Below are 18,173 nucleotides of genomic sequence, written 5' to 3'. Positions count from 1 at the left end.
CATGTCCTGCACTCTGGAAAGCCATCGCGCGGAACTTGAAGAGCTGCTGTCCCCGGTCTTCGCCTGCCTGGACAGCGAAGTGCTGCCCGTCGATAGCCCTGAGGCCAGCGATCGAATCCTCAGCGAGGACCAGTACGCCCTTTTGCCCATCCCTGCGTTCACCAATTCGCAGATGGATGGCTACGCTGCGCGCAGCGCGGATCTGGCAGCAGCCTCGCTCCGCTCCCCCATCTCTTTGCCGTTGGGTTTCACGGCTGCCGCCGGCGCCCGGCAAATACCCCTGGCTGAAGGGACGGTCAGTCCGGTGATGACCGGTGCGATGATCCCGCTGGGTGCTGACACTGTCATCCCCATCGAGGACAGCGGCTCTGGCGCTTTCCCGGAATTGGTCCGTGCCGGCGTTGGCACCCCCAGCGGCCACGCGGAATTCTCGGCCCCCAGCGTCGTGGGCCGCTTCATCCGCCCCGCCGGCGTTGATCTCGAAACCGGCGCTTTGGTGGCCAAGGCTGGAACCCGGCTGACCCCGACCATGATTGCCGCACTGGTTTCCAGCGGGCTGCGTGAAATACCGGTGCGCCGGGCCTTGAAGGTGGCCGTGTGCACAACCGGTGATGAGCTCAGCGATGGACAGCGTTCCCAGGGCCAGATCCCGGACTCGAATTCCCCTATGCTCGCAGCCTGGTTGCGCCGCTATCAGGTGCAGGTGCGCACCTTGCAGCTGCCCGATGATCCGCAGCGCTTCGCCCTGGCCATCGATGCCTTGCAGGAACAGGTTGACCTGATCGTAACCGTGGGCGGCATCAGCGCTGGAGCCTACGAAGTGGTCCGCCAAGCGCTGTCGCCGCTAGGCGGGGTTTTCCATCATGTGGCCATCCAGCCCGGCGGCCCGCAAGGCTTCGCCCGACTGGCCAAGGCAGCGGTGCTGTGCTTCCCGGGCAACCCGGTCAGTGCCCTGCTATCGGCAGAACTGTTCCTGGCTCCGCTGCTGCGACAGCTCAATGCCCTGCCAGAGCCCTTGCCCAGGCACTACCCGCTGGCAGCCGATGCCAGTTCCCCCGAGCACAAGCACCAGGTGCGCCGAGCGCTGATCCGCGATGGCCAGGTCGCCATCCTGGATCCGGGATCCCACCTGGTCCACGATCTGGCCCGCGCCGATGCGCTGGTGCATATCCCGGTAGGCGTCAGCCAGTTGGCTGCCGGCCAAAGCATCGAAACTTGGAGCATGAATGTCTGAGAAACTCACCCACCTGCGCGAAGACGGCAGCGCCCATATGGTCGATGTCAGCGACAAGGCCGTCACCAAGCGCGTGGCCACCGCAGAAGCCATCTTCGCCACCCGCCCGGATGTTGTCCCGATGCTGATGACCGGGCAGTTGCCCAAGGGCGAGGCGTTGGGCACCGCAAGGGTCGCTGGCATCATGGCGGCCAAGCGCACCTGGGAACTGATTCCGCTGTGCCACCCGCTGCCGATTTCCAAGGTGTCCATTGATTTCACCGCCGAGGAATCCGCGGTGCGCGTCACCGCCCAGGTGACCACCAAGGGCGTCACCGGGGTGGAGATGGAAGCGTTGACCGCGGCCAGCGTTGCGGCTCTGACCCTCTACGACATGGTCAAGGCCGTGGACAAGCACGCCGAGGTCCGCTCGGTGAAGGTTTTGGCGAAGTCCGGCGGCAAGAGCGGTGACTGGGTTCGTGGAGACTAGCCGCATGGCGGCCGTGGTGGTTGCTTCGACCAGTGCCGCAGCAGGCACCGCCGAAGACAAGACTGGTCCGCTGATCACCCGGTGGCTGTCCGAGCGCGGTTTCGAGACCGGCGAGCCGACGGTGGTGGCCGACGGGCAGCCGGTGCGTTTTGCCGTGGATGATCTGCTGGCCAACGACGCGCAGGTCGTGATCGTGACCGGCGGGACCGGGGTCTCACCCGATGACCAGTCCCCCGAAATGGTTGCCCCGCTGCTGGATGTCCAGCTGCCCGGAATCATCGAGGCCATCCGCCGGCGCGGAGAAGCGACCACCGCGCTGTCCATCATTACCCGCGGGGTCGCAGGATTCTCCGGTAACAGCTTCGTCATCACGTTGCCCGGGTCCACCGGCGGAGTGAAAGACGGGCTGGCCGTCCTGGATCCGATCCTGGAGCACCTGCTGGTCCAGCGCAGCGGCGGCACCGGGCACGGCCCGCGGTAAGTTCTCTAGCACCATCATTGATCAGAAAGGCCACCAGGTTGAGCATCGAACCCGGAATCTACCAGCACTTCAAGGGCCAGCGCTACGAGGTGCTGGCCGTGGGGAAGCACAGCGAAACCGAAGAGCCGCTGGTCTTCTACCGCAAGCTCTACGACGACTACAGCTTCTGGGCTCGGCCGCTGGAGATGTTTGCGGAACACGTTGAACGCGATGGCTACAACGGCCCGCGTTTCGCCAGGATCGCCTAGGGCAAGTTGCAGATTTCCCTGGACCTACTGCGAGTCGGCAACGTTATAGCGTTCCAAGGCCTCGGCAAAGGCCGAGATCTGCTCTTCGCTCCAGCCCTCCAGACGATCGGTTACCGCAGCGCGGTGCACGGCGGCGGAAGCCTGAAGCCGCTCGCGGCCCACGCCAGTCAGTTCCACTACGCGGCCGCGCCCGGATTCCGCATCGTCATAGGCGATATATCCCAAGTCCAGCAGCGTGCCTACCTGCCGGGAGACTGTCGAGCGGTTCAGCGAGAACGCCTCGGCAATGTCGGTGGCCCGGGTTCCGGGAGTATCGGCAATGAAGCGCAGCAGGGAATGTTCCACGAGTGTCAGCGGCTCGGCCAGCTGGCGTGAGCGCGTATTGGCACGTCGGGTAATCATTTGCATGTGATGGAAGATCGATTGGATATCGGCTTCCCGCTGTTCCTTGCCCATGTTCCGAGTCTAGTACGCAGGGCTTTGCCGGGCACTCAATGTTGCATCATGCAACATTAAGCGTATTCTTTAATGCTGATGACTCTCACCGACAACGCCCCGCGCCAATCTCCCGCTTCCAAGCATGCCGATAATCCGGCCAAGAAGAAGTCCCCCGCAGCCAAGCCGGCACCACTGGGCTGGGGAAAGCTCGCGTTGACCATGCTGATCCCGTTCTTCCTGTGCGCCATCATGGGATTGTTCTATCTGGGGGCCTTCCACGCGCCCAGTCCGCACAACGTGCAGGTGGCGGTGGTGGGCGATTCCGCGCAATCCAAGGTTTTCGCCCAGACCCTGCAGGATGGGTCCGACGGTGCATTGAATGTGCGCACCGTCGCCGATGCGGACCAGGCCCGGAAACTGGTAGAGCAGCGCGAGCTCGTGGCCGCCTACGAAACCAGCGGCGGCACGGCAACGCTCTACAGCTCTAGCGCCGCGTCGGAAACCTCGGCGAATATCGCCCAGAAAGTCTTCTTGGACGTGGCCTACGAACAAGGCCAGCCATTGCGTATCGAAGATGTCGTGCCCACCGGCGAGCAGGACACCACCGGGCAGGGGCTGTTCTTCCTGCTGGTCGCCTTGAGCATTGGCGGCTACGCCAGCGCCGTGCCGCTGGCCGGGTTCATGGGCAAGGTCAAGCTGCCCGTGCGCTTCGCCATGGCGGCGGTTGCCGCAGCGGTGGTTGCCACAATCGCGGTGCTGATCGCGGGCCCGGTCTACCGGATCATCGAGGATCATTACGCGGGCATCTGGCTGATTTCCTGGGTTTACGCCGCCGGCATCACCCTGCTGGGCCTGGGCCTGCATCCACTGCTGCGCCACTGGACCACCCCGACGCTGACCTTGTGCTTCGTCGCACTGAATTTCACCAGTTCCGGCGGGATCTTCCAGCCGCAAATGCAGCCGGGATTCTACGGTGCACTCAATACCTTCTGGAATGGCGCCGGGTGGCTGCACGCAGTGCAGACCCTCGTCTACTTCCCCGGGCAGTCCATCGGCATGGATCTCCTGCGGCTAATCCTCTGGCTGATCCCCGGCATCCTGCTGGTCATCCTGACCCACGCGTGGAGCGTGCGCAAAACCCGCGTGGCCGATGAAAATGCCAGGATCCGGGACGTCGAGGAAACCGTCGCCGCGTAGCGGCACGCGCCGCGGGGATTGCTCCCTGCCAGATGCCGCTCCTAGCTGCGCAAGAGCCAGGAGCGCGCGGAGCCCAAGGCTCGGCGCAGTCCGCTCACCGCGTCATCCATGACCGCGGTTCCCACATCCTGGAAGGACCCCATACCACCGCGGTAGAGTTCCAAGGCCTTCCGGGCAGCCTCTCGCAGCTGCTCTCGGCTTTCAATATTCTCGAAAAGGCCTCTTCGAGCCAGCGTGCCGCATGGGCGCGTTGCGCGTCATGGTCCTGGGCCGCTGCGAGATGCAGCTTCTCGATCGCCGCGCGGATTCTGCTCAGTGACTGCTCGACATTGTCCATGACACAAGGTTATCCCGGCCGTCGGGCACTGCTGCCCGCCAGCCGCGCTTCAGGACTTGCCCAGCGGTATCAGGTCAAGTTGCGCGGTGATATGGCTGCGGACGTCGTTCAGTTCATCCATGTTGATCCCGTGGGCCAACCCCGGGTAGGTGTGGGCGGTCAGGGTCGAATGCTCGGGCAGGAACTTGGCGGTGCGTTCAATGGCGACCGGGGCAATGACCCGGTCTTCGGTGCCACGGCCCCAGAACACAGTTGGACGCTGCGCGGCGATGATTTCATCGGCTGGCTGGGTGCCGCCTAAGACGAATCCGCCCAGGATCGTGGTGGCCAGCACCCGCTCGGGCCGGGTGCGCAGCAGCTGGCTGGCCATCAACCCGCCCTGGGAGAAACCGATTGGAATGATCTTGGTGGCGGTGTCTACATTTGCATCGATCCAGGCCCAGATCGCCGCGGTGGCCGCTTGCACCGGCGCCGCGTCGGGGACGCCCGGAGTGGTGATCTGGAACCAGGCGGCCCCGCCGTGGCCCAATTCCAGCGGAGCGCGCAGCGAAGCCCAAGGCAGATCCAATCCCAGCGGTTCGGCGAGCGAGCCCAGGTCGTGTTCATTGGAGCCGAAGCCATGCAGGAAGACCAACACGGCACCGGATTCCACGGCGTCATCCCAGTTGGAAGAACGCACTTCGCTCAACAAGTTGCTCATGGCAGGTCAACTCCTCATCAGTTGCCGGTGACGGTGCCCTGGGGAGGAATTGCGGATTTCGCTTCTCCCCGGCAAAACTCAATAGTTCAAGCATACTGCAATTTGTTGAAGATACAAGTAAATTCTGTCACTTAAAATTCGTCATCCTGGCCGTCACATACTCCCGCCAAGGCCCATTCGGAATTTCTGAAGCGATCTACGCCGCGATCGAGCTCACCCCCCGCCAAGAGTCGCGAGGCAGAAGCGCGAACCAGCTGGTCAACAAAGATAATCGCGGGCCGGAATCGACCCCAGCCCAATGCGAAAACTTGTGGATTTCCTTTGGCGGAATCACTGATTCCGGAGGCATCCCGTCCCACTTCACGCAAAAATTTGGCGACAGAATCCACGAATCTCAAACTCAGGATCACGGACCGGGGCATTCGTAAATTCCGCGCAACATGGTCATTAACGCTTGAGAACCACACTCTGGACCAGACTGCGGTTCTCAAGTTCACATTATATTATTCCGGATTCATAAACGGCGCTGAATCTTGTCGCCGTGATTTGAGAATTCACCGGTAGGAGCGAGTGATGATTATCCGATATTCATCGCCCAGGGCTTCCACGAGTTGCCGCCGGAGCACTTCACCTTCGGCCCAGTGAACCGAACTTAGATCTTGCTCTGTCCAGCCAGCAACTTCGTCATACTTATCGATAAATCTTTGATTCCATTGAATCAAACGATTCGCAATGTCCTCGGGAACCATCGGAAGTGGATCACCGCTAAAATATCCTTGTTCATAGGGCATTTCAATGGGCAAAATGTTCGTCCACTGGGGAACGATCATGAGAGTTTTCGTCATGCGTTATCTCCTCACCTGCACGCCGGCTTAGAACTTGGATAAGACGTTATAACCAACTTGTTCGTTTTCGAAATAACGACGGTCGGGTTGAAAGTTACCTTTTTTGTACGTTTGGCATTCGTAAGCACAATCGGTGCGCTATAACAGAGCTTTCCGCCGCCCGCATTGCGAATCATCGCAGGATTTTTCAGAATGCTGCGCGTTGCGTAATCCATAAAATCATCCCAACGCCCATATCCTCCCACAGAACCAATACGCTTGGCCCACTCATATGCATGTCGAGACTTTATGTGCAAGTATCCAGAGGTGCTAGACGTTCCACACTTCAGATTAACTTTTCCGCCAGCAAACGCACTATAGCCCTTAGCTGTGTAAGAAGTTACATTCCAACCTCTATTACGAGAGACGTTACAATTGAAGCTGTCTATCGCGCCCAGTAGCGCTGGATTTGCTACCTGAAGTCCGCTTGGCGACTCTGCATCTGAAGCTGGCGGGAAAATCAGCGAACTGTGCTCGTTCAATTGTTCCACCGATATTTCCGTGATCGTCGAATCTGTCGTTACCACAGTGTTTAGCGGTTGCGCATTTGCAACGACCGTTGAAGACATTGCAAGTCCCACACCGGCAATGACTGCCAAAATCTGCCTAAACTTCACTTTGCTTTGTCCTTTGATAATCGATTTTTCTACTAACGATGGTAATCATAACTCACTTGGATTATTGAAATTACGTTTGGAAGAAATATTTTCAATTAGTTCGACAGCCGTAGGCAGCCGCACGCCAGTAATTTGAGACTAGAACCTTGCATAAACTCGCAAAGGGCAAGTCCAAGCTCTTGAGCTTGCATGCGCCGGCCAGCCAACCGCTCACACGGGATGCTGTGTGTACCTTGTCTTTTCTGGGCACCGCACGCGGCTGATACCCGCCGTCGTATTCTAGATCCGTTTCTTTCCTGTCAAGGACGGGCAACCATGCCCGCTTAGGTCAGCGCCTCCGCCATAGATCCACAGGCCCACCCCGGCGTCAAAGACTGGCAAACTGCCGACTCACTCTTTGTCGACCAATGGTGGGAATCTGCCTGGCCGCTGCCGGATTTTATTGCTGCGGGTGTCACTGCAGATGCAACGCCGGTGCACGCTTGCTGTTTTAACCAAGGCGAACAGGAAGTGCGCAACGCCCTGGACAGCGAGCGTTTCCGGGGTAAGCTGGCCATGCTGGACCAGTTGCCGTCCGTCATTCGGGCCTCAAAATCAGAACAGCGCCCGGCCGCCGGTGAGGCCGAAAGGCTGCTGAGCGCGTCGATCCGCTCCCTGGAAGACGCCCACCACGACTCCGGCGAGGCCGCCGCGGGAGCCGTCCGCGACGAGGCACTGCACCAGGAGCGCAAGGCAGCCAAGGCACTGATGCATCTGGCCGAGTCCCTGGCCTACGGAGGGCTTGATGGCGCCGGTGCGCTGCTGCGGCACGTGCGCAAGCTACAGAGAATCCTAGGCCGGCACCAGGACAGCGCGATGCTGCGAACTTACCTGGACTCGGTTGCCCAACGGGACGATTCCTCCCTCAAGCTGCTCAAGGCCTGCTGCAAGATGCTGGACGCCGAAGAAGCCATCTCCGCCGCCGTGGTCCGCGATTATTCCAAAACCTGGCATGATGCTCAGCTCTCTGGCCTGGCCGCACTTCGAGACTAGGCAGGCGAGCATGGAGATCCTTCCAGCCGGGATCCGCGCGAATCCCGTCAATAAGCGCTGGCCTGCGCGGCTCGCTTCATGGCAAGCTGAAATCGAGCGCTGCTGAAGAGGTCAGCGGCCTATGGGAAGGGGCATCCCATGATTTTCGACCCGTCCAGGACCGCAGTGGTGTCCATCCACAACCAGGGGGACATCATCGGGCCCAATGGCGCCTTCGCGGACATGTTCCACGAGCAGATCACCCGCCGGAACGTGGTGGGCCAACTGGCCGGGCTGCTGGAGCAGGCCCGCACGGCCGGCGCCCCCATCATCTACACCCGCATCGCCTTCGCACCGGACTATAGCGATCTGGTGCCCAATTCCCCGCTGCTGCAGATGGTGCAGCAGGCAGGCTGCCTGGTGGACGGCACCGAATCGGCGGCCATCATTCCGCCGCTGATCCCGAGCCCCGGCGATGCTGTCATCACCAACCAGCAGGTCGGCGGCTTAGGCACGGAACTGGCTGAATTGCTCCGATCCCGCAACATCGGCACCCTGCTGATCGCCGGGGTAGCCACCAATATCTCGGTGGAAAGCACGGCCCGGGCTGCTGTGGACCACGGCTACCGGGTGGCGATCGTGGAAGATGCGTGCTCGGCGGCCACCGAAGCGGCCCATGCAGCGAGCATCGAGTCACTCGGGCTGCTCGCCACGATCCTCACGTGCGACGAAATCCAGTGGGATCCGGCCGTCGCGTGATCCCCTGCGTGTGCTAGCGGCTAGAGGCCAGCGCCTCGCGCACCTGCTGCGCGGCCTCGAAAAGCCGCGGCAGCACCGCTTGGGCTGCCTCCTGCGCGCTGTCGCTGGTATTCGGACGCACGCTCATCGACACGTTCATCGCGGCGACCACGGTGCCATCGGCACTGAATACCGGCACCGCCACCGAGCGCAGGCCGATCTCCAATTCCTGGTCCACCACGGCATAGCCCTGGGTACGGATCCGTTGAAGTTCAACGCGTAGCTGATCCGGGCCATCGATCCCCAGCCCGGTCATTGAATGCACGCCGGCGGCGATCACCGCCTCGCTGATTTCTTCAGGCTGGTAGGCCAAAAGCACCCGGCCCATGGAGGTATTGGCCGCCGGGAAGCGGGTGCCCACCGAAATGCCCACGCGCATGATCGAACGGGTATGCACCCGGGCGATGTAGACGATCTGCGATCCGTCCAGGATGGAAGCGGAGGCCGATTCATGCACAGCAGCCGAGAGTTCCTCAAGCACCGGTTCGATCAGCTGCGGCAAGGTGGCGCTGGACAGGTACGAGTACCCCAGCTGCAGGACCTTGCTGGTCAGCTCGAAATGCTTGCCGTCGGTGCGCACATAGCCCAGCTCCACCAGGGTCAGCAGGAACCGCCGGGCGGTGGCCCGGGACAGGGCAGTGCGTGCGGCGACCTCGGAGAGGGTCATTGACGCGTGATCGGCATCGAAGCTGCTGATGACCGCCAAGCCGCGGGCCAGGGACTGGACCGATGTGGTTGTTGCTGCCTGCTCGCTCACCGTGCTCCTTGCGCGCTGGAAATGATTGCGGGGTGCACTTCCGGGACTCGGATGCGCACCCCACTAATCTACTGGGTCTTCTAGGCCTGGGTCAGTTCCACCGGGACCTTGGCGGCCAGCTCCTCGAAGCTGATGCCATGGGTGGAGCGCACGAAGACCTTGGCATCACGCAGCTCGAAGACGGCCACTTCGGTGTAGATCCGCGAGACGCAGCCCAGCCCGGTGACCGGATAGCTCAGCGTTTCAACCAGCTTGGATTCCCCGGCCTTGGTGAACAAGCTCATCATCACCCAGGTCGCCTTGGCGCCGATAGCCAGGTCCATGGCGCCGCCCACGGCAGGAATGGCGCCTTCGGCACCGGTGTGCCAGTTGGCCAAATCGCCATCCTTGGAGATCTGGAAGGCGCCGAGCACGCATACATCCAGGTGGCCGCCGCGCATCATCGCGAAGGAATCCGCGTGGTGGAAGAAGGAGGCCCCGGGCAGCTGCGTGACCGGGATCTTGCCTGCATTGATCAGATCCGGGTCGATGTCCTCGCCGGTGGCGACCGGGCCCATGCCCAGCATGCCGTTCTCGGTGTGCAGGGTGACTCCCTGCTCCTTGGTGAGATAGTTCGAGACGTTGGTCGGCTGGCCGATTCCCAGGTTCACGAATGCTCCGGCCGGGATGTCCGCGGCAACGAGCTGCGCCATTTCATCGCGGGTGAGCTTTGCTTCGGTGGTGGTCATTGCGCTCATTACTTTTCCCCTCCCAGTTCCACCACGGTATCCACGAAGATGCCCGGGGTGATGACGTTTTCCGGATCGATGGAACCGGCCTGGACGACCTCGTCCACCTGCACGATGGCCGACTTGGCCGCGGTGGCCATGATCGGGCCGAAGTTCCGCGCGGTCTTGCGGTACACCAGGTTGCCCAGCGTGTCGGCCTTCAGTGCCTTGATCAGCGCGAAATCGGCGTGGATCGGGGTTTCCAGCACATAGCCCTTGCCATCGATCACGCGGGTTTCCTTGCCCTCGGCCAGCAGCGTGCCGTAGCCGGTGGGGGTGAAGAACCCGCCGATGCCGGCGCCAGCGGCGCGGATGCGCTCGGCCAGGTTGCCCTGCGGAACCAGCTCCAGCTCGATTTCCCCGGCCCGGTAGGCCTCATCGAAGTGCCTGGAGTCGGACTGGCGCGGGAAGGAGCAGATGATCTTCTTGACCCGACGTTCCTTGATCAGCAGGGCCAGGCCGGCGTCGGCCTGCCCGGCGTTGTTGTTCACGACCGTCAGGTCCTTCGCGCCGCAGTCCAGGAGCGCGTCGATCAGTTCCATCGGCTGGCCGGCGTTGCCGAAGCCGCCGATCAGGACGGTGGCGCCGTCGGTGATCTCGGCGACGGCGTCCGCGGCCGAGGTGGCAATGCGTGGTGCCATGATGCTGCCTTTCTATAAGCTACTTGGTTGCGTTCACGTTTTCGACGACGACAGCCAGGCCCTGGCCGACGCCGATGCAGATCGCGGCGAGCCCATAGCGCTCGCCGGATTCTGCCAGGCGGCGGGCGACGGTGCCCAGGATGCGCAGGCCCGAGGCTCCCAGCGGGTGGCCGATGGAGATGGCCCCGCCCCAGGCATTGACGATAGCCGGGTCGATATCCCAGGCCCGGATGCAGGCCAGGGACTGGGCCGCGAATGCCTCGTTCAGCTCGACCGCGGCGATATCCGACCACTTCAGGCCGGCCTTGGCCAGAGCCTTGTTGGCGGCTTCCACCGGGGCGAAGCCGAAGAACTGCGGATCCAGCGCGGCAGCGCCGTTGGAGACGATGCGGGCGATCGGATCGGCGCCCAGCAATTCGCCGCCGCGCTCGGAACCGATGAAGGCCGCCGAGGCGCCGTCGCTCATCGGCGAGGCGTTGCCAGCGGTCACCGTGGCATTCTCCCCGGTGCGGAACACGGTGCGCAGCTTGGCGAGAGTTTCTGCGGTGGAATCAGCACGGATGGTCTCATCGCGGGTGACTTCGGTGCCGCGCTTGTTCGCCGGCGGAACCGGAACTACCAAGTTGTCGTACTTTCCGGCCTCCCAGGCGGCCGCGGCCTGCTGGTGCGATGCCGCGGAGAATTCATCCTGGTCTTCGCGGGAGATGCCGTGCTTCTCGCGCAGCTGCTCGGTGGCCTCGCCCAGCGATACCGTCCATTCCCCCGGCATGGCCGGGTTGACCAGGCGCCAGCCCAGGGTGGTGTTGGCCAGTTCCAGATTGCTCGTCGGGAAAGGACGCTCGGTCTTGGGAAGCACCCATGGAGCACGGCTCATCGATTCGACGCCGCCAACCAGGACCAGGTCCGCGTCGCCGGTGGCGATCTGGCGCCCGGCGGCGATCGAGGCATCCAGCGAGGAGCCGCACAGGCGGTTCATCGTGGTGCCCGGCAGCGAGGTCGGCAACCCGGCGAGCAGGGTGGCCATGCGGGCCACGTTGCGGTTCTCCTCGCCGGCGCCGTTGGCGTTGCCGAAGATCGACTCGTCGATATCCGCGACATCCAGCTGCGGCGCCCGGGCGACCAGCTCGCGCACCACGTGGGCGGCCAGGTCATCGGGGCGGTGGCTGGACAGCGCGCCGCCGATCTTGCCGAAGGGGGTGCGGATTGCGTCGTATAGGTAGGCCTGCTGCATCGTGTCACTGCTCCATCGCTGCGGTATGTTCACATCGTGAACTTAAGTTCGTACAATGAACTTTAGCAGCCGATGTCCGTACCTTCAATAGATTTCTGTTGCGGTCCACCCGGTTCCCCGCACAAAAGTGCCCCGGCTGCCGAAGCAGCCAGGGCACTCTCCAAGTCACATATTGCTATTGCGCGTTAACCGCGACATTCAGCGGCTGCCATCCGGAAGACTCGTCGAACGCCGGATCCTGCACAGCTAGCGAGCAAATGGATCCAATGAAGTTTCCATCCTCGTCATAAGCGATCTCATCCCAATTTTCTTCAAAATCCATGCAGGAAACCGGCTCAATTTCGCTGGTCGCCTTTCCATCTGCACCGAGGACTTGGCCAGCGGCTCGCTCTATTCCAAAGCTGGCAAACACAACCTTGGGCTCGCCCGGCGATGCTTGATACTTGTCCAGGGTGCTCATGGTTTCAATAACCCTGAATTCGCCTTCGCCAATGCTTCCGCCATTGGCATAGGCCTGGTCGGTCTGGGCGATTAGCTCCTGGCACAAGGTGCAGTCCGCTGCCGAGAAGCCCTTGAGTGCGGCGGTGTCACCGCTCGCCACCGCATAATTCAGCAGCTGCACCCAATACTCCACGGCACCTTCCAGCCCTTCCTCGGATTTCTCGCTGAGGACCGCCGGGCGCTGCGGAACTTCAGCATTTTGCTCCGGGGAGCTCGGCGTGGGCGACACCGTGCCAGCAGAAGGATCACCGGCCCCCCTGGGATGCACTGACGCAACCGCTGGCTGCCAGCGTCAATGCAGCCATCAAAGCTGCAAGCTTTATTTGATGATTTCGAACCATTGCCGCCGCCTTCGTGGAGTTTTTTCCGCGTTCAAAAACGACATTACATCAAGCATTTCGATAATACGACCACTATTCAAATAACGTTTTGGCTACTCTTTTCAATGAGAATCGCTGGAAAAATTCCACGTTAACTCTGGCCGAACAAGGGAAATTCGGCGCGATAGCGAACCCTGCTTGCACTAAAGCGCAGAGCCGCTCACCTGGATGCAGGAGAAGCGAAGCAGCCACTGCCCTAAAATAGTTCCATGGCCAATTCGCCCAGTGGGGACTCGATGCTGGACCGCTTGGTTCGGATCCTGAATTCTTTTGATCTCAACAATCAGTCGCTCAGCGTCAGCAGCCTGGCCCGGCGTGCCGACATCCCCAAAGCAACCATGTACAGGTTGCTCGATGAATTGGTATCCCATGACTTGCTGGCACGAGACGGGTCTGGCCAGGTGCGGCTGGGTTTGCGCCTTTGGGAATTAGCCAATCGAAGCGCTGCCACCCAGGACCTTCGCACCGCGGCATTGCCGTTCATGGAGGACATCAACCAGCTGCTGGGGCAAAATACCCAGCTCTCGGTACTGCACCAGGATGAGGTGCTGATCATCGAGCGTCTCTCGCGGCCCGGCTCTGTTGTCAATCAGGCGAATGTCGCCGGACGCATGCCTGTGCACCGAACTTCGATGGGCATGGCACTTTTGGCCTTTTCGCGGCCGGAAACCATTCACGGGTTCCTGGAACGCCACCACGAACTGATGACCGCCACCCATCCTGAACTCCGCGCAGAAATGGCGGAGATCCGTCGCAACGGATTCGCCTCGTTCGACGGATTCATCGACCCGGAAACCACCGGTGCCGCCGCCCCGATCCTCGACGAGGCGGGCTATCAGGTTGCGGTTATCTCGGTGGTTGTTCCCCGCGACTCTGGAACACTGCAGTCCGCAGCTCTGGCGCTACGCACCGCAGCCCGGGGCATTTCCCGTGCAATGCATTTGGGCGACAACCGCTAGGCGCAATCAGGATCCCGCTGTTCGATACACGCGCTACATCCACTGGCAAGCAGTCAATAGCTTCCGAGACCATCGCACTTCTCTGAACTCCTTGTGGAGTTGATGCCACCAATGAATTGGTCTGCGTTTCTTCCGACAACGGGCGGAAAACAAGTGGTTGGTTGCTCTCCGATCTCGGTTTCGAGCGAGATAACGAGGTAGCTCCAGATCAAGTAACGTGTTGAGATCTTCCGGGATGAAAATGTCGTAGCCAGGGCCATTCTGGTTTCCACCATCCAACGGCACGGACTACTTCAGTTCCCGACTCATCCGCGGGTGCACTATCCGAAAAGCACTCAGCCCAGGCGCATTTCGTGCATCATCACCGCCAGGCAGACCTGGCCGGCCGCTCTTGCCGCCAAGCAACTGGACACTGCCTTGCCCAAACAGGCAGGTTTCATCCCCGAGCTCTTCCTGAGGCGCGGCTCGTCCCCAGAGTCCAAGAGCGGATCTGTTCATGATGAAGCGCCAAGCCGGCTTCGTCTCGATGGCAAGCCCGCCAGTGTTGTCCACGTGCGACCGAGAATTTCGCTTGAACCCGGACGCCGCACACCATCCACGTGCCGGCCATGATTGGATGGGATCCATCGTGGTCCTTCTAATTCGTTTGCCTTCTGGAACCAGGACCTTCCAAGTCACTGCCTGCAGCGCCATTCCTTGGCCAGTACCCGCCCAGATCCGAGGTGGCCACTGCGAATCAAAGACTGACCGCTCCCCGACTAAACGCGCCATTAAAACGCTGAAGGGGCGAAGCCCGTTGGCGCCGCCCCTCCGCTGAGAAATGTCCTAGCTGGCGGAATTCGTGCTTGCCGAATCCGAAGTTTCCTTCTCCGGGGCGTGAGGCGACGCGCCGCCGCGCAGCATCATTAACGCAACTGCCGCGCACAGCACCACAATGCCTACGCCCAGGTACAACTGGGCGGCGGTCCACGAGGAGTCAAGCAGGCTGCCGGCAGCCAGTGGAGCCAGGATCGCGCCGAAACGGCCGATGCCAATAGCCCAGCCAACGCCGGTTCCACGTGACTGCGGTGCATAGGAGGACGGCGTCAACGTGTAGAGGCCGGCTACGCAACCGTTAATGAGCATGCCAACCAGAACACCCAGGACGAAGGCCAGTGCAAGGATGCCTGCCGCCGAGATGAACACCACCATGAGCACTGAGGAAAGTACAGTGAACGCAATGAGCACCTTGCGAACGGCCCACTTGGTGGTCAAAGCGCCGAAGAGCAGGGAACCGAAGGTGCCACCGAGGGTCAGCATCAGGCCGCCGACCACACCTTGGCTTTCGGTCATGCCCGCGGTTACCAGCAGCTTCGGGGTCCAGCTGTTCACGAAGTAGAAGCCGAACATCACCGCGAAGAAGGCCACCCAGATCACCGCGGTCACCCGGCGTGTATCCGGCGAGAAGAGCGCAAGGACTGCGTTGCGGCTTCGGCCAGATGCGGAGCTGCCCTGTTCTGGCAGGGCCACGTTCTCGGCACCCAGGTGCATTTTGCGTGCCAGCTTGCTCAGCTTCTCGGCGGTTCGCGCAGTACGCCGGGTCAGCAGGAAGTCAACGGATTCGGGGACGACGGCCAGCAAAGCCAGGAAGGCGACCATCGTCAGCACTCCTCCGAAAATGAAGACCGAGCGCCAACCGTAATGGGCCTGCAGCGAGACCGCCGCCATGCCGCCCAAGGTGGCGCCGACTCCGTAGCCGGCGGTGTAGATGCTGACCGCCATGCCCCGCCAGCGTCCATTGGAGTATTCGCTGGTGATCACGTTGGTGCACGCCAGAATGCCGCCGACTCCCAGGCCGGTGACGATACGCCAGATGGCAAGGCTCGCCATGGAATCCGCGGTGGCTGAGAGGAACATGCCCAGCGATGCCAGCGCGGTGGTTCCCAAGAGCATCGGACGGCGTCCGAACAGGTCGGCGAATGGAGCCAGCAACAATGAGCCGGCAGCCATGCCAAAGAGGCCTGAGCTGAGCAGTACGCCCAGCTGGGCGCCGTTCAACGAGAATTCTTCGGAAACCTGATTTGAGGTAAAGGCCATGGCCAACACATCAAAACCGTCGAGGGCGTTCAAGAAGGTGCAGACTGCGACGACGAGCCATTGAAAGGCCGACATCGGTGAATTTTCAATTCTCTGTTTGATGTCCATGGGGAACTATCTCCAGTTTTAGGGTGCACCAAGCCGCCCGCGAAACCGTTTCGGTCCGCCGGCGAGGGTGCCAAGATGGGAAATTTGCTAGTTCGGTTCGATGGTGACCACGGCGGGTCCGCCGGTGCGGGCGGCATCGGCCTTGGCACCGGTCTGCGAGGTAATGGCTCGCGAAACGCAGCAGTTCATCTTGCTCGACTGGCGTTTCTGCCGTTCGGAGTAGAACACGTCGCGGTGGTCAATCCGTCCGGTGATTTCGGTAATGCGCACCTCGCACAAACCGCATTCGCCCTTGCGGCAGTCGGACATCATGTCCGCACCGGCGTCCTCCAAGGCTTCGAGCATGGAGCGCCCTTGGGGAACGGTCACTTCCAGGTTCAGCTTGGGAACCCGGACAATGAATTCCTCCGGGTCGTACCAGCCCGAGTTGCCAAAGGTTTCATAGCGCAGCGCCGATGGATCCAGCTCGAGTTCTGCCCAGCTACGTCGAACTGCATCCATCAGCCGGATCGGCCCGCACATGTACAGTTCGGTTTCCTCGCCGGCACGTTCCAGCAGCTCGTTGACCGACAGGGACGTGCCTTCATCGTCCACGTGCACTTCCAGCCGAGAACCGTGTTCCGCCTCCAGCTGTGCCAAGTAGGCCATGGCCGAACGCTTGCGGCCGGCAAACACCAGTGTGTAGTCGGCATTCAAACGCTTGAGCACTGAAGCCATATTCGCCATGGCGGTAATGCCGACACCGCCAGCCAAGAGGATGTAGTGCTTGGCACCCACGCGCAGCGGGAAGTTCTGCAATGGCTGGGTGATCTGCAAACGGTCTCCCACTGCCAGCTCGTGCATATAGGTCGATCCTCCACGGGAGAGCGGAGCCTTGAGCACGCTGATCACCAGTGTTGTTCCGTCAGCGCTCGACTCGACCACAGAGTAGGAGCGCTTGGCATCCTCTGCGTTGATTTGCACCTTCAAATCTATGTGCGAGCCAGGCTCGGCTCGCTTTGGCAGCTGCGGGGCAAGCTCGATGCGCTTGATCCCATCGGCCACGTCTGCGATGCCGGTGACTTCTGCTTCCTGCCAGACTTCAATATTTGTCGCTGCCATTGCGTTGGCACCAACCTTTCAGTTTGAGCGCGGGAGCCGGCTAGGCGCGGACGGACTGGTTGGCTTCGGCGGCGAGCATGCCGTCAAGAATGCGGCGAACCCACATGCCGCCGGCATCGATGTTCAGGTTGTAGAACTCGTAGTCCGGGTTGGCATCAATGGCTTTCTGCTGGGCCTTGAGCATCGCCTCGTCTTCGCCGAAGCCCCCATGCACCCCATCACGCAGCTGGGTGGTGATCAGCTGGCTGTCCAGGCAGTAGTTGCGCATGAACGCCCAGAAGTAATGCGAGGAACGATCAGTTTCCGGGGTGATCGTGTTCATGACGAATCCATTGACTCCTTGGCTGCGGTCGCCTTCAGGCGCGCCGGTTCCAGCCTTGGCTACGCCGACGTCAATGGTAATCGTTGCCGGCGCTTCGAAGTGGATGATCTGCCAGCGGTCCACCTTGCCTTCGAAACCCGGGAACTTGTCGCGCATGTTCTTCAGCCAGAATGGCGGTGCGTCGATATTGTGCATCCAGCGTGTGACGGTGACCTTGTTGCCTTCATGAGTGGTGATGAATTCCGAGTCGCTCAGCTCATCTTGGCCGATCGAGGAGGAATGCACGAATTCCTCATGGGTCAGGTCCATCAGGTTGTCCAGGATCAGCTGGTAGTTGCAATCGGCGGCAATGGTCATGCCGTCGCCTGCCCATTGTTCGGAAGACATCTGGTGCATGTCCGGGACCAGCTCCGGGTCGGCCAAGGTGGGGTCGCCCATCCAGATCCAGACATAGCGGTAGCGCTCAACAATAGGGAAGGAAGGAACAGTAGCCGAAGGATTGATGGTTTCCTGGGCCGGCATCGAGACGCACCGGCCAGCGGAGTTGTAGACGATGCCGTGGTATGGGCACTGCAACCCGTCCTTTCCCACGGTCTTGCCCATGGATAGCGGAGCCAAGCGGTGCCAGCAGGAGTCAGCCAGTGCAACGGCCTTGCCATCTTCGGTGCGATACAGGGCAACCGGGCGCTTGGCAATGGTGCGCGACATCGGCTTGCGGGTGACCTCGTGATCCCAGGCGGCTACGTACCAGGCATTCAGCGGATGGTCCATGATCTTGGCGGTGGTGGTGCTCTTGGCGGCAACCTCGGTCATGACGGTCCTCTCGATTGCGGACCCGGCAGTGCTCGGCGATGGCGGATCCAATATGTGGTTTGCCCAAAGGCGGAATATGAGAAACTATCTATGCACATAGATA

The 18,173-nt window shown here is 61.3% G+C and carries 21 protein-coding genes; 8 read left to right on the top strand and 13 right to left on the bottom strand.

Translation table 11 applies throughout. The features are described 5' to 3' along the window. The first annotated feature begins 1 nt into the window (after position 1). Genes ACNPM8_RS09530 through ACNPM8_RS09515 form a run of 4 tightly spaced genes read left to right on the top strand, consistent with a single transcriptional unit; the run spans position 2 to position 2,432 of the window. Positions 2-1,234 (top strand): molybdopterin molybdotransferase MoeA, encoded by a 1,233-nt coding sequence (locus ACNPM8_RS09530; protein WP_448939736.1) that lies wholly within the window; start codon positions 2-4, stop codon positions 1,232-1,234. Then, a complete protein-coding gene (moaC, locus tag ACNPM8_RS09525; protein WP_332487502.1) occupies positions 1,227-1,703 on the top strand; it encodes a cyclic pyranopterin monophosphate synthase MoaC in 477 nt (158 codons plus the stop codon). The genes ACNPM8_RS09530 and moaC overlap by 8 nt, the downstream gene beginning before the upstream one ends. After that, positions 1,693-2,184: a MogA/MoaB family molybdenum cofactor biosynthesis protein gene (locus tag ACNPM8_RS09520; RefSeq protein ID WP_105658556.1), complete on the top strand. Its 492-nt coding sequence runs from the start codon at positions 1,693-1,695 to the stop codon at positions 2,182-2,184. The genes moaC and ACNPM8_RS09520 overlap by 11 nt, the downstream gene beginning before the upstream one ends. Before the next feature lie 38 nt (positions 2,185-2,222). Then, positions 2,223-2,432 (top strand): DUF1653 domain-containing protein, encoded by a 210-nt coding sequence (locus ACNPM8_RS09515; RefSeq protein ID WP_013347838.1) that lies wholly within the window; start codon positions 2,223-2,225, stop codon positions 2,430-2,432. A 24-nt stretch (positions 2,433-2,456) separates the two neighbouring features. Here the strand turns inward: ACNPM8_RS09515 and ACNPM8_RS09510 are convergent, their stop codons facing one another. Further along, entirely contained in the window at positions 2,457-2,888 is a 432-nt protein-coding gene (locus ACNPM8_RS09510) for a MarR family winged helix-turn-helix transcriptional regulator (RefSeq protein ID WP_133834408.1), read from the bottom strand. 78 nt (positions 2,889-2,966) lie between these two features. On the opposite strand from ACNPM8_RS09510, the gene ACNPM8_RS09505 reads away from it, so the two are divergent. After that, a complete protein-coding gene (locus ACNPM8_RS09505; protein ID WP_448939735.1) occupies positions 2,967-4,067 on the top strand; it encodes a hypothetical protein in 1,101 nt (366 codons plus the stop codon). Positions 4,068-4,108: 41 nt separating this feature from the next. Here the strand turns inward: ACNPM8_RS09505 and ACNPM8_RS09500 are convergent, their stop codons facing one another. From ACNPM8_RS09500 to ACNPM8_RS09485, 4 genes are all read right to left on the bottom strand, one after another. Then, positions 4,109-4,231, bottom strand: a complete 123-nt coding sequence (locus ACNPM8_RS09500; protein WP_402697353.1) for a hypothetical protein — start codon at positions 4,229-4,231, stop codon at positions 4,109-4,111. Positions 4,232-4,453: 222 nt separating this feature from the next. Next, the gene (locus ACNPM8_RS09495; protein ID WP_402697351.1) at positions 4,454-5,104 is read right to left on the bottom strand and encodes an alpha/beta hydrolase; all 651 of its coding nucleotides are present in this window, start codon (positions 5,102-5,104) and stop codon (positions 4,454-4,456) included. Positions 5,105-5,658: 554 nt separating this feature from the next. After that, a complete protein-coding gene (locus ACNPM8_RS09490; RefSeq protein WP_332487489.1) occupies positions 5,659-5,949 on the bottom strand; it encodes a hypothetical protein in 291 nt (96 codons plus the stop codon). A gap of 11 nt (positions 5,950-5,960) precedes the next feature. Then, positions 5,961-6,605: a hypothetical protein gene (locus ACNPM8_RS09485; RefSeq protein ID WP_332487487.1), complete on the bottom strand. Its 645-nt coding sequence runs from the start codon at positions 6,603-6,605 to the stop codon at positions 5,961-5,963. A gap of 510 nt (positions 6,606-7,115) precedes the next feature. On the opposite strand from ACNPM8_RS09485, the gene ACNPM8_RS09480 reads away from it, so the two are divergent. Then, complete coding sequence (locus ACNPM8_RS09480) at positions 7,116-7,637, top strand: CHAD domain-containing protein (RefSeq protein ID WP_402473657.1); 522 nt, start codon at positions 7,116-7,118, stop codon at positions 7,635-7,637. Positions 7,638-7,775: 138 nt separating this feature from the next. After that, positions 7,776-8,375 (top strand): cysteine hydrolase family protein, encoded by a 600-nt coding sequence (locus ACNPM8_RS09475; RefSeq protein ID WP_402697349.1) that lies wholly within the window; start codon positions 7,776-7,778, stop codon positions 8,373-8,375. A gap of 13 nt (positions 8,376-8,388) precedes the next feature. Here the strand turns inward: ACNPM8_RS09475 and ACNPM8_RS09470 are convergent, their stop codons facing one another. The 5 genes from ACNPM8_RS09470 to ACNPM8_RS09450 form a co-directional block, all read right to left on the bottom strand. Further along, complete coding sequence (locus ACNPM8_RS09470; RefSeq protein WP_402697348.1) at positions 8,389-9,171, bottom strand: IclR family transcriptional regulator domain-containing protein; 783 nt, start codon at positions 9,169-9,171, stop codon at positions 8,389-8,391. 80 nt (positions 9,172-9,251) lie between these two features. Beyond that, positions 9,252-9,908: a 3-oxoacid CoA-transferase subunit B gene (locus ACNPM8_RS09465; protein ID WP_105658562.1), complete on the bottom strand. Its 657-nt coding sequence runs from the start codon at positions 9,906-9,908 to the stop codon at positions 9,252-9,254. Beyond that, the gene (locus ACNPM8_RS09460; protein ID WP_448939734.1) at positions 9,908-10,579 is read right to left on the bottom strand and encodes a 3-oxoacid CoA-transferase subunit A; all 672 of its coding nucleotides are present in this window, start codon (positions 10,577-10,579) and stop codon (positions 9,908-9,910) included. The genes ACNPM8_RS09465 and ACNPM8_RS09460 overlap by 1 nt, the downstream gene beginning before the upstream one ends. Positions 10,580-10,598: 19 nt before the next feature. Continuing rightward, entirely contained in the window at positions 10,599-11,810 is a 1,212-nt protein-coding gene (locus ACNPM8_RS09455) for a thiolase family protein (protein ID WP_448939733.1), read from the bottom strand. A gap of 175 nt (positions 11,811-11,985) precedes the next feature. Further along, a complete protein-coding gene (locus ACNPM8_RS09450; protein ID WP_448939732.1) occupies positions 11,986-12,540 on the bottom strand; it encodes a DUF6318 family protein in 555 nt (184 codons plus the stop codon). Positions 12,541-12,900: 360 nt separating this feature from the next. Between ACNPM8_RS09450 and ACNPM8_RS09445 the strand changes: the two genes are divergently transcribed. Next, a complete protein-coding gene (locus ACNPM8_RS09445) occupies positions 12,901-13,650 on the top strand; it encodes an IclR family transcriptional regulator (RefSeq protein ID WP_133834397.1) in 750 nt (249 codons plus the stop codon). 825 nt (positions 13,651-14,475) lie between these two features. Here ACNPM8_RS09445 and ACNPM8_RS09440 read toward each other — a convergent pair. The 3 genes from ACNPM8_RS09440 to ACNPM8_RS09430 form a co-directional block, all read right to left on the bottom strand. Continuing rightward, positions 14,476-15,801: an MFS transporter gene (locus tag ACNPM8_RS09440; RefSeq protein ID WP_448939731.1), complete on the bottom strand. Its 1,326-nt coding sequence runs from the start codon at positions 15,799-15,801 to the stop codon at positions 14,476-14,478. A gap of 120 nt (positions 15,802-15,921) precedes the next feature. Beyond that, positions 15,922-16,935 (bottom strand): PDR/VanB family oxidoreductase, encoded by a 1,014-nt coding sequence (locus ACNPM8_RS09435; protein ID WP_133834395.1) that lies wholly within the window; start codon positions 16,933-16,935, stop codon positions 15,922-15,924. A 40-nt stretch (positions 16,936-16,975) separates the two neighbouring features. Then, positions 16,976-18,070: a Rieske 2Fe-2S domain-containing protein gene (locus tag ACNPM8_RS09430; RefSeq protein ID WP_448939730.1), complete on the bottom strand. Its 1,095-nt coding sequence runs from the start codon at positions 18,068-18,070 to the stop codon at positions 16,976-16,978. Positions 18,071-18,173 lie beyond the last annotated feature (103 nt).

This window comes from Glutamicibacter sp. AGC46 (assembly GCF_053543715.1).
This window is presented reverse-complemented; position numbering and strand designations above follow the sequence as displayed.

Excerpts from the sequence above, each read along its gene's own strand:
- ACNPM8_RS09530 (WP_448939736.1), top strand. The coding sequence starts at position 2 with ATGTCCTGCACTCTGGAAAGCCATCGCGCGGAACTTGAAGAGCTGCTG.
- moaC (WP_332487502.1), top strand. The coding sequence starts at position 1,227 with ATGTCTGAGAAACTCACCCACCTGCGCGAAGACGGCAGCGCCCATATG.
- ACNPM8_RS09510 (WP_133834408.1), bottom strand. The coding sequence starts at position 2,888 with ATGGGCAAGGAACAGCGGGAAGCCGATATCCAATCGATCTTCCATCAC.
- ACNPM8_RS09505 (WP_448939735.1), top strand. The coding sequence starts at position 2,967 with ATGACTCTCACCGACAACGCCCCGCGCCAATCTCCCGCTTCCAAGCAT.
- ACNPM8_RS09495 (WP_402697351.1), bottom strand. The coding sequence starts at position 5,104 with ATGAGCAACTTGTTGAGCGAAGTGCGTTCTTCCAACTGGGATGACGCC.
- ACNPM8_RS09490 (WP_332487489.1), bottom strand. The coding sequence starts at position 5,949 with ATGACGAAAACTCTCATGATCGTTCCCCAGTGGACGAACATTTTGCCC.
- ACNPM8_RS09475 (WP_402697349.1), top strand. The coding sequence starts at position 7,776 with ATGATTTTCGACCCGTCCAGGACCGCAGTGGTGTCCATCCACAACCAG.
- ACNPM8_RS09465 (WP_105658562.1), bottom strand. The coding sequence starts at position 9,908 with ATGAGCGCAATGACCACCACCGAAGCAAAGCTCACCCGCGATGAAATG.
- ACNPM8_RS09460 (WP_448939734.1), bottom strand. The coding sequence starts at position 10,579 with ATGGCACCACGCATTGCCACCTCGGCCGCGGACGCCGTCGCCGAGATC.
- ACNPM8_RS09455 (WP_448939733.1), bottom strand. The coding sequence starts at position 11,810 with ATGCAGCAGGCCTACCTATACGACGCAATCCGCACCCCCTTCGGCAAG.
- ACNPM8_RS09445 (WP_133834397.1), top strand. The coding sequence starts at position 12,901 with ATGGCCAATTCGCCCAGTGGGGACTCGATGCTGGACCGCTTGGTTCGG.
- ACNPM8_RS09440 (WP_448939731.1), bottom strand. The coding sequence starts at position 15,801 with ATGTCGGCCTTTCAATGGCTCGTCGTCGCAGTCTGCACCTTCTTGAAC.
- ACNPM8_RS09435 (WP_133834395.1), bottom strand. The coding sequence starts at position 16,935 with ATGGCAGCGACAAATATTGAAGTCTGGCAGGAAGCAGAAGTCACCGGC.
- ACNPM8_RS09430 (WP_448939730.1), bottom strand. The coding sequence starts at position 18,070 with ATGACCGAGGTTGCCGCCAAGAGCACCACCACCGCCAAGATCATGGAC.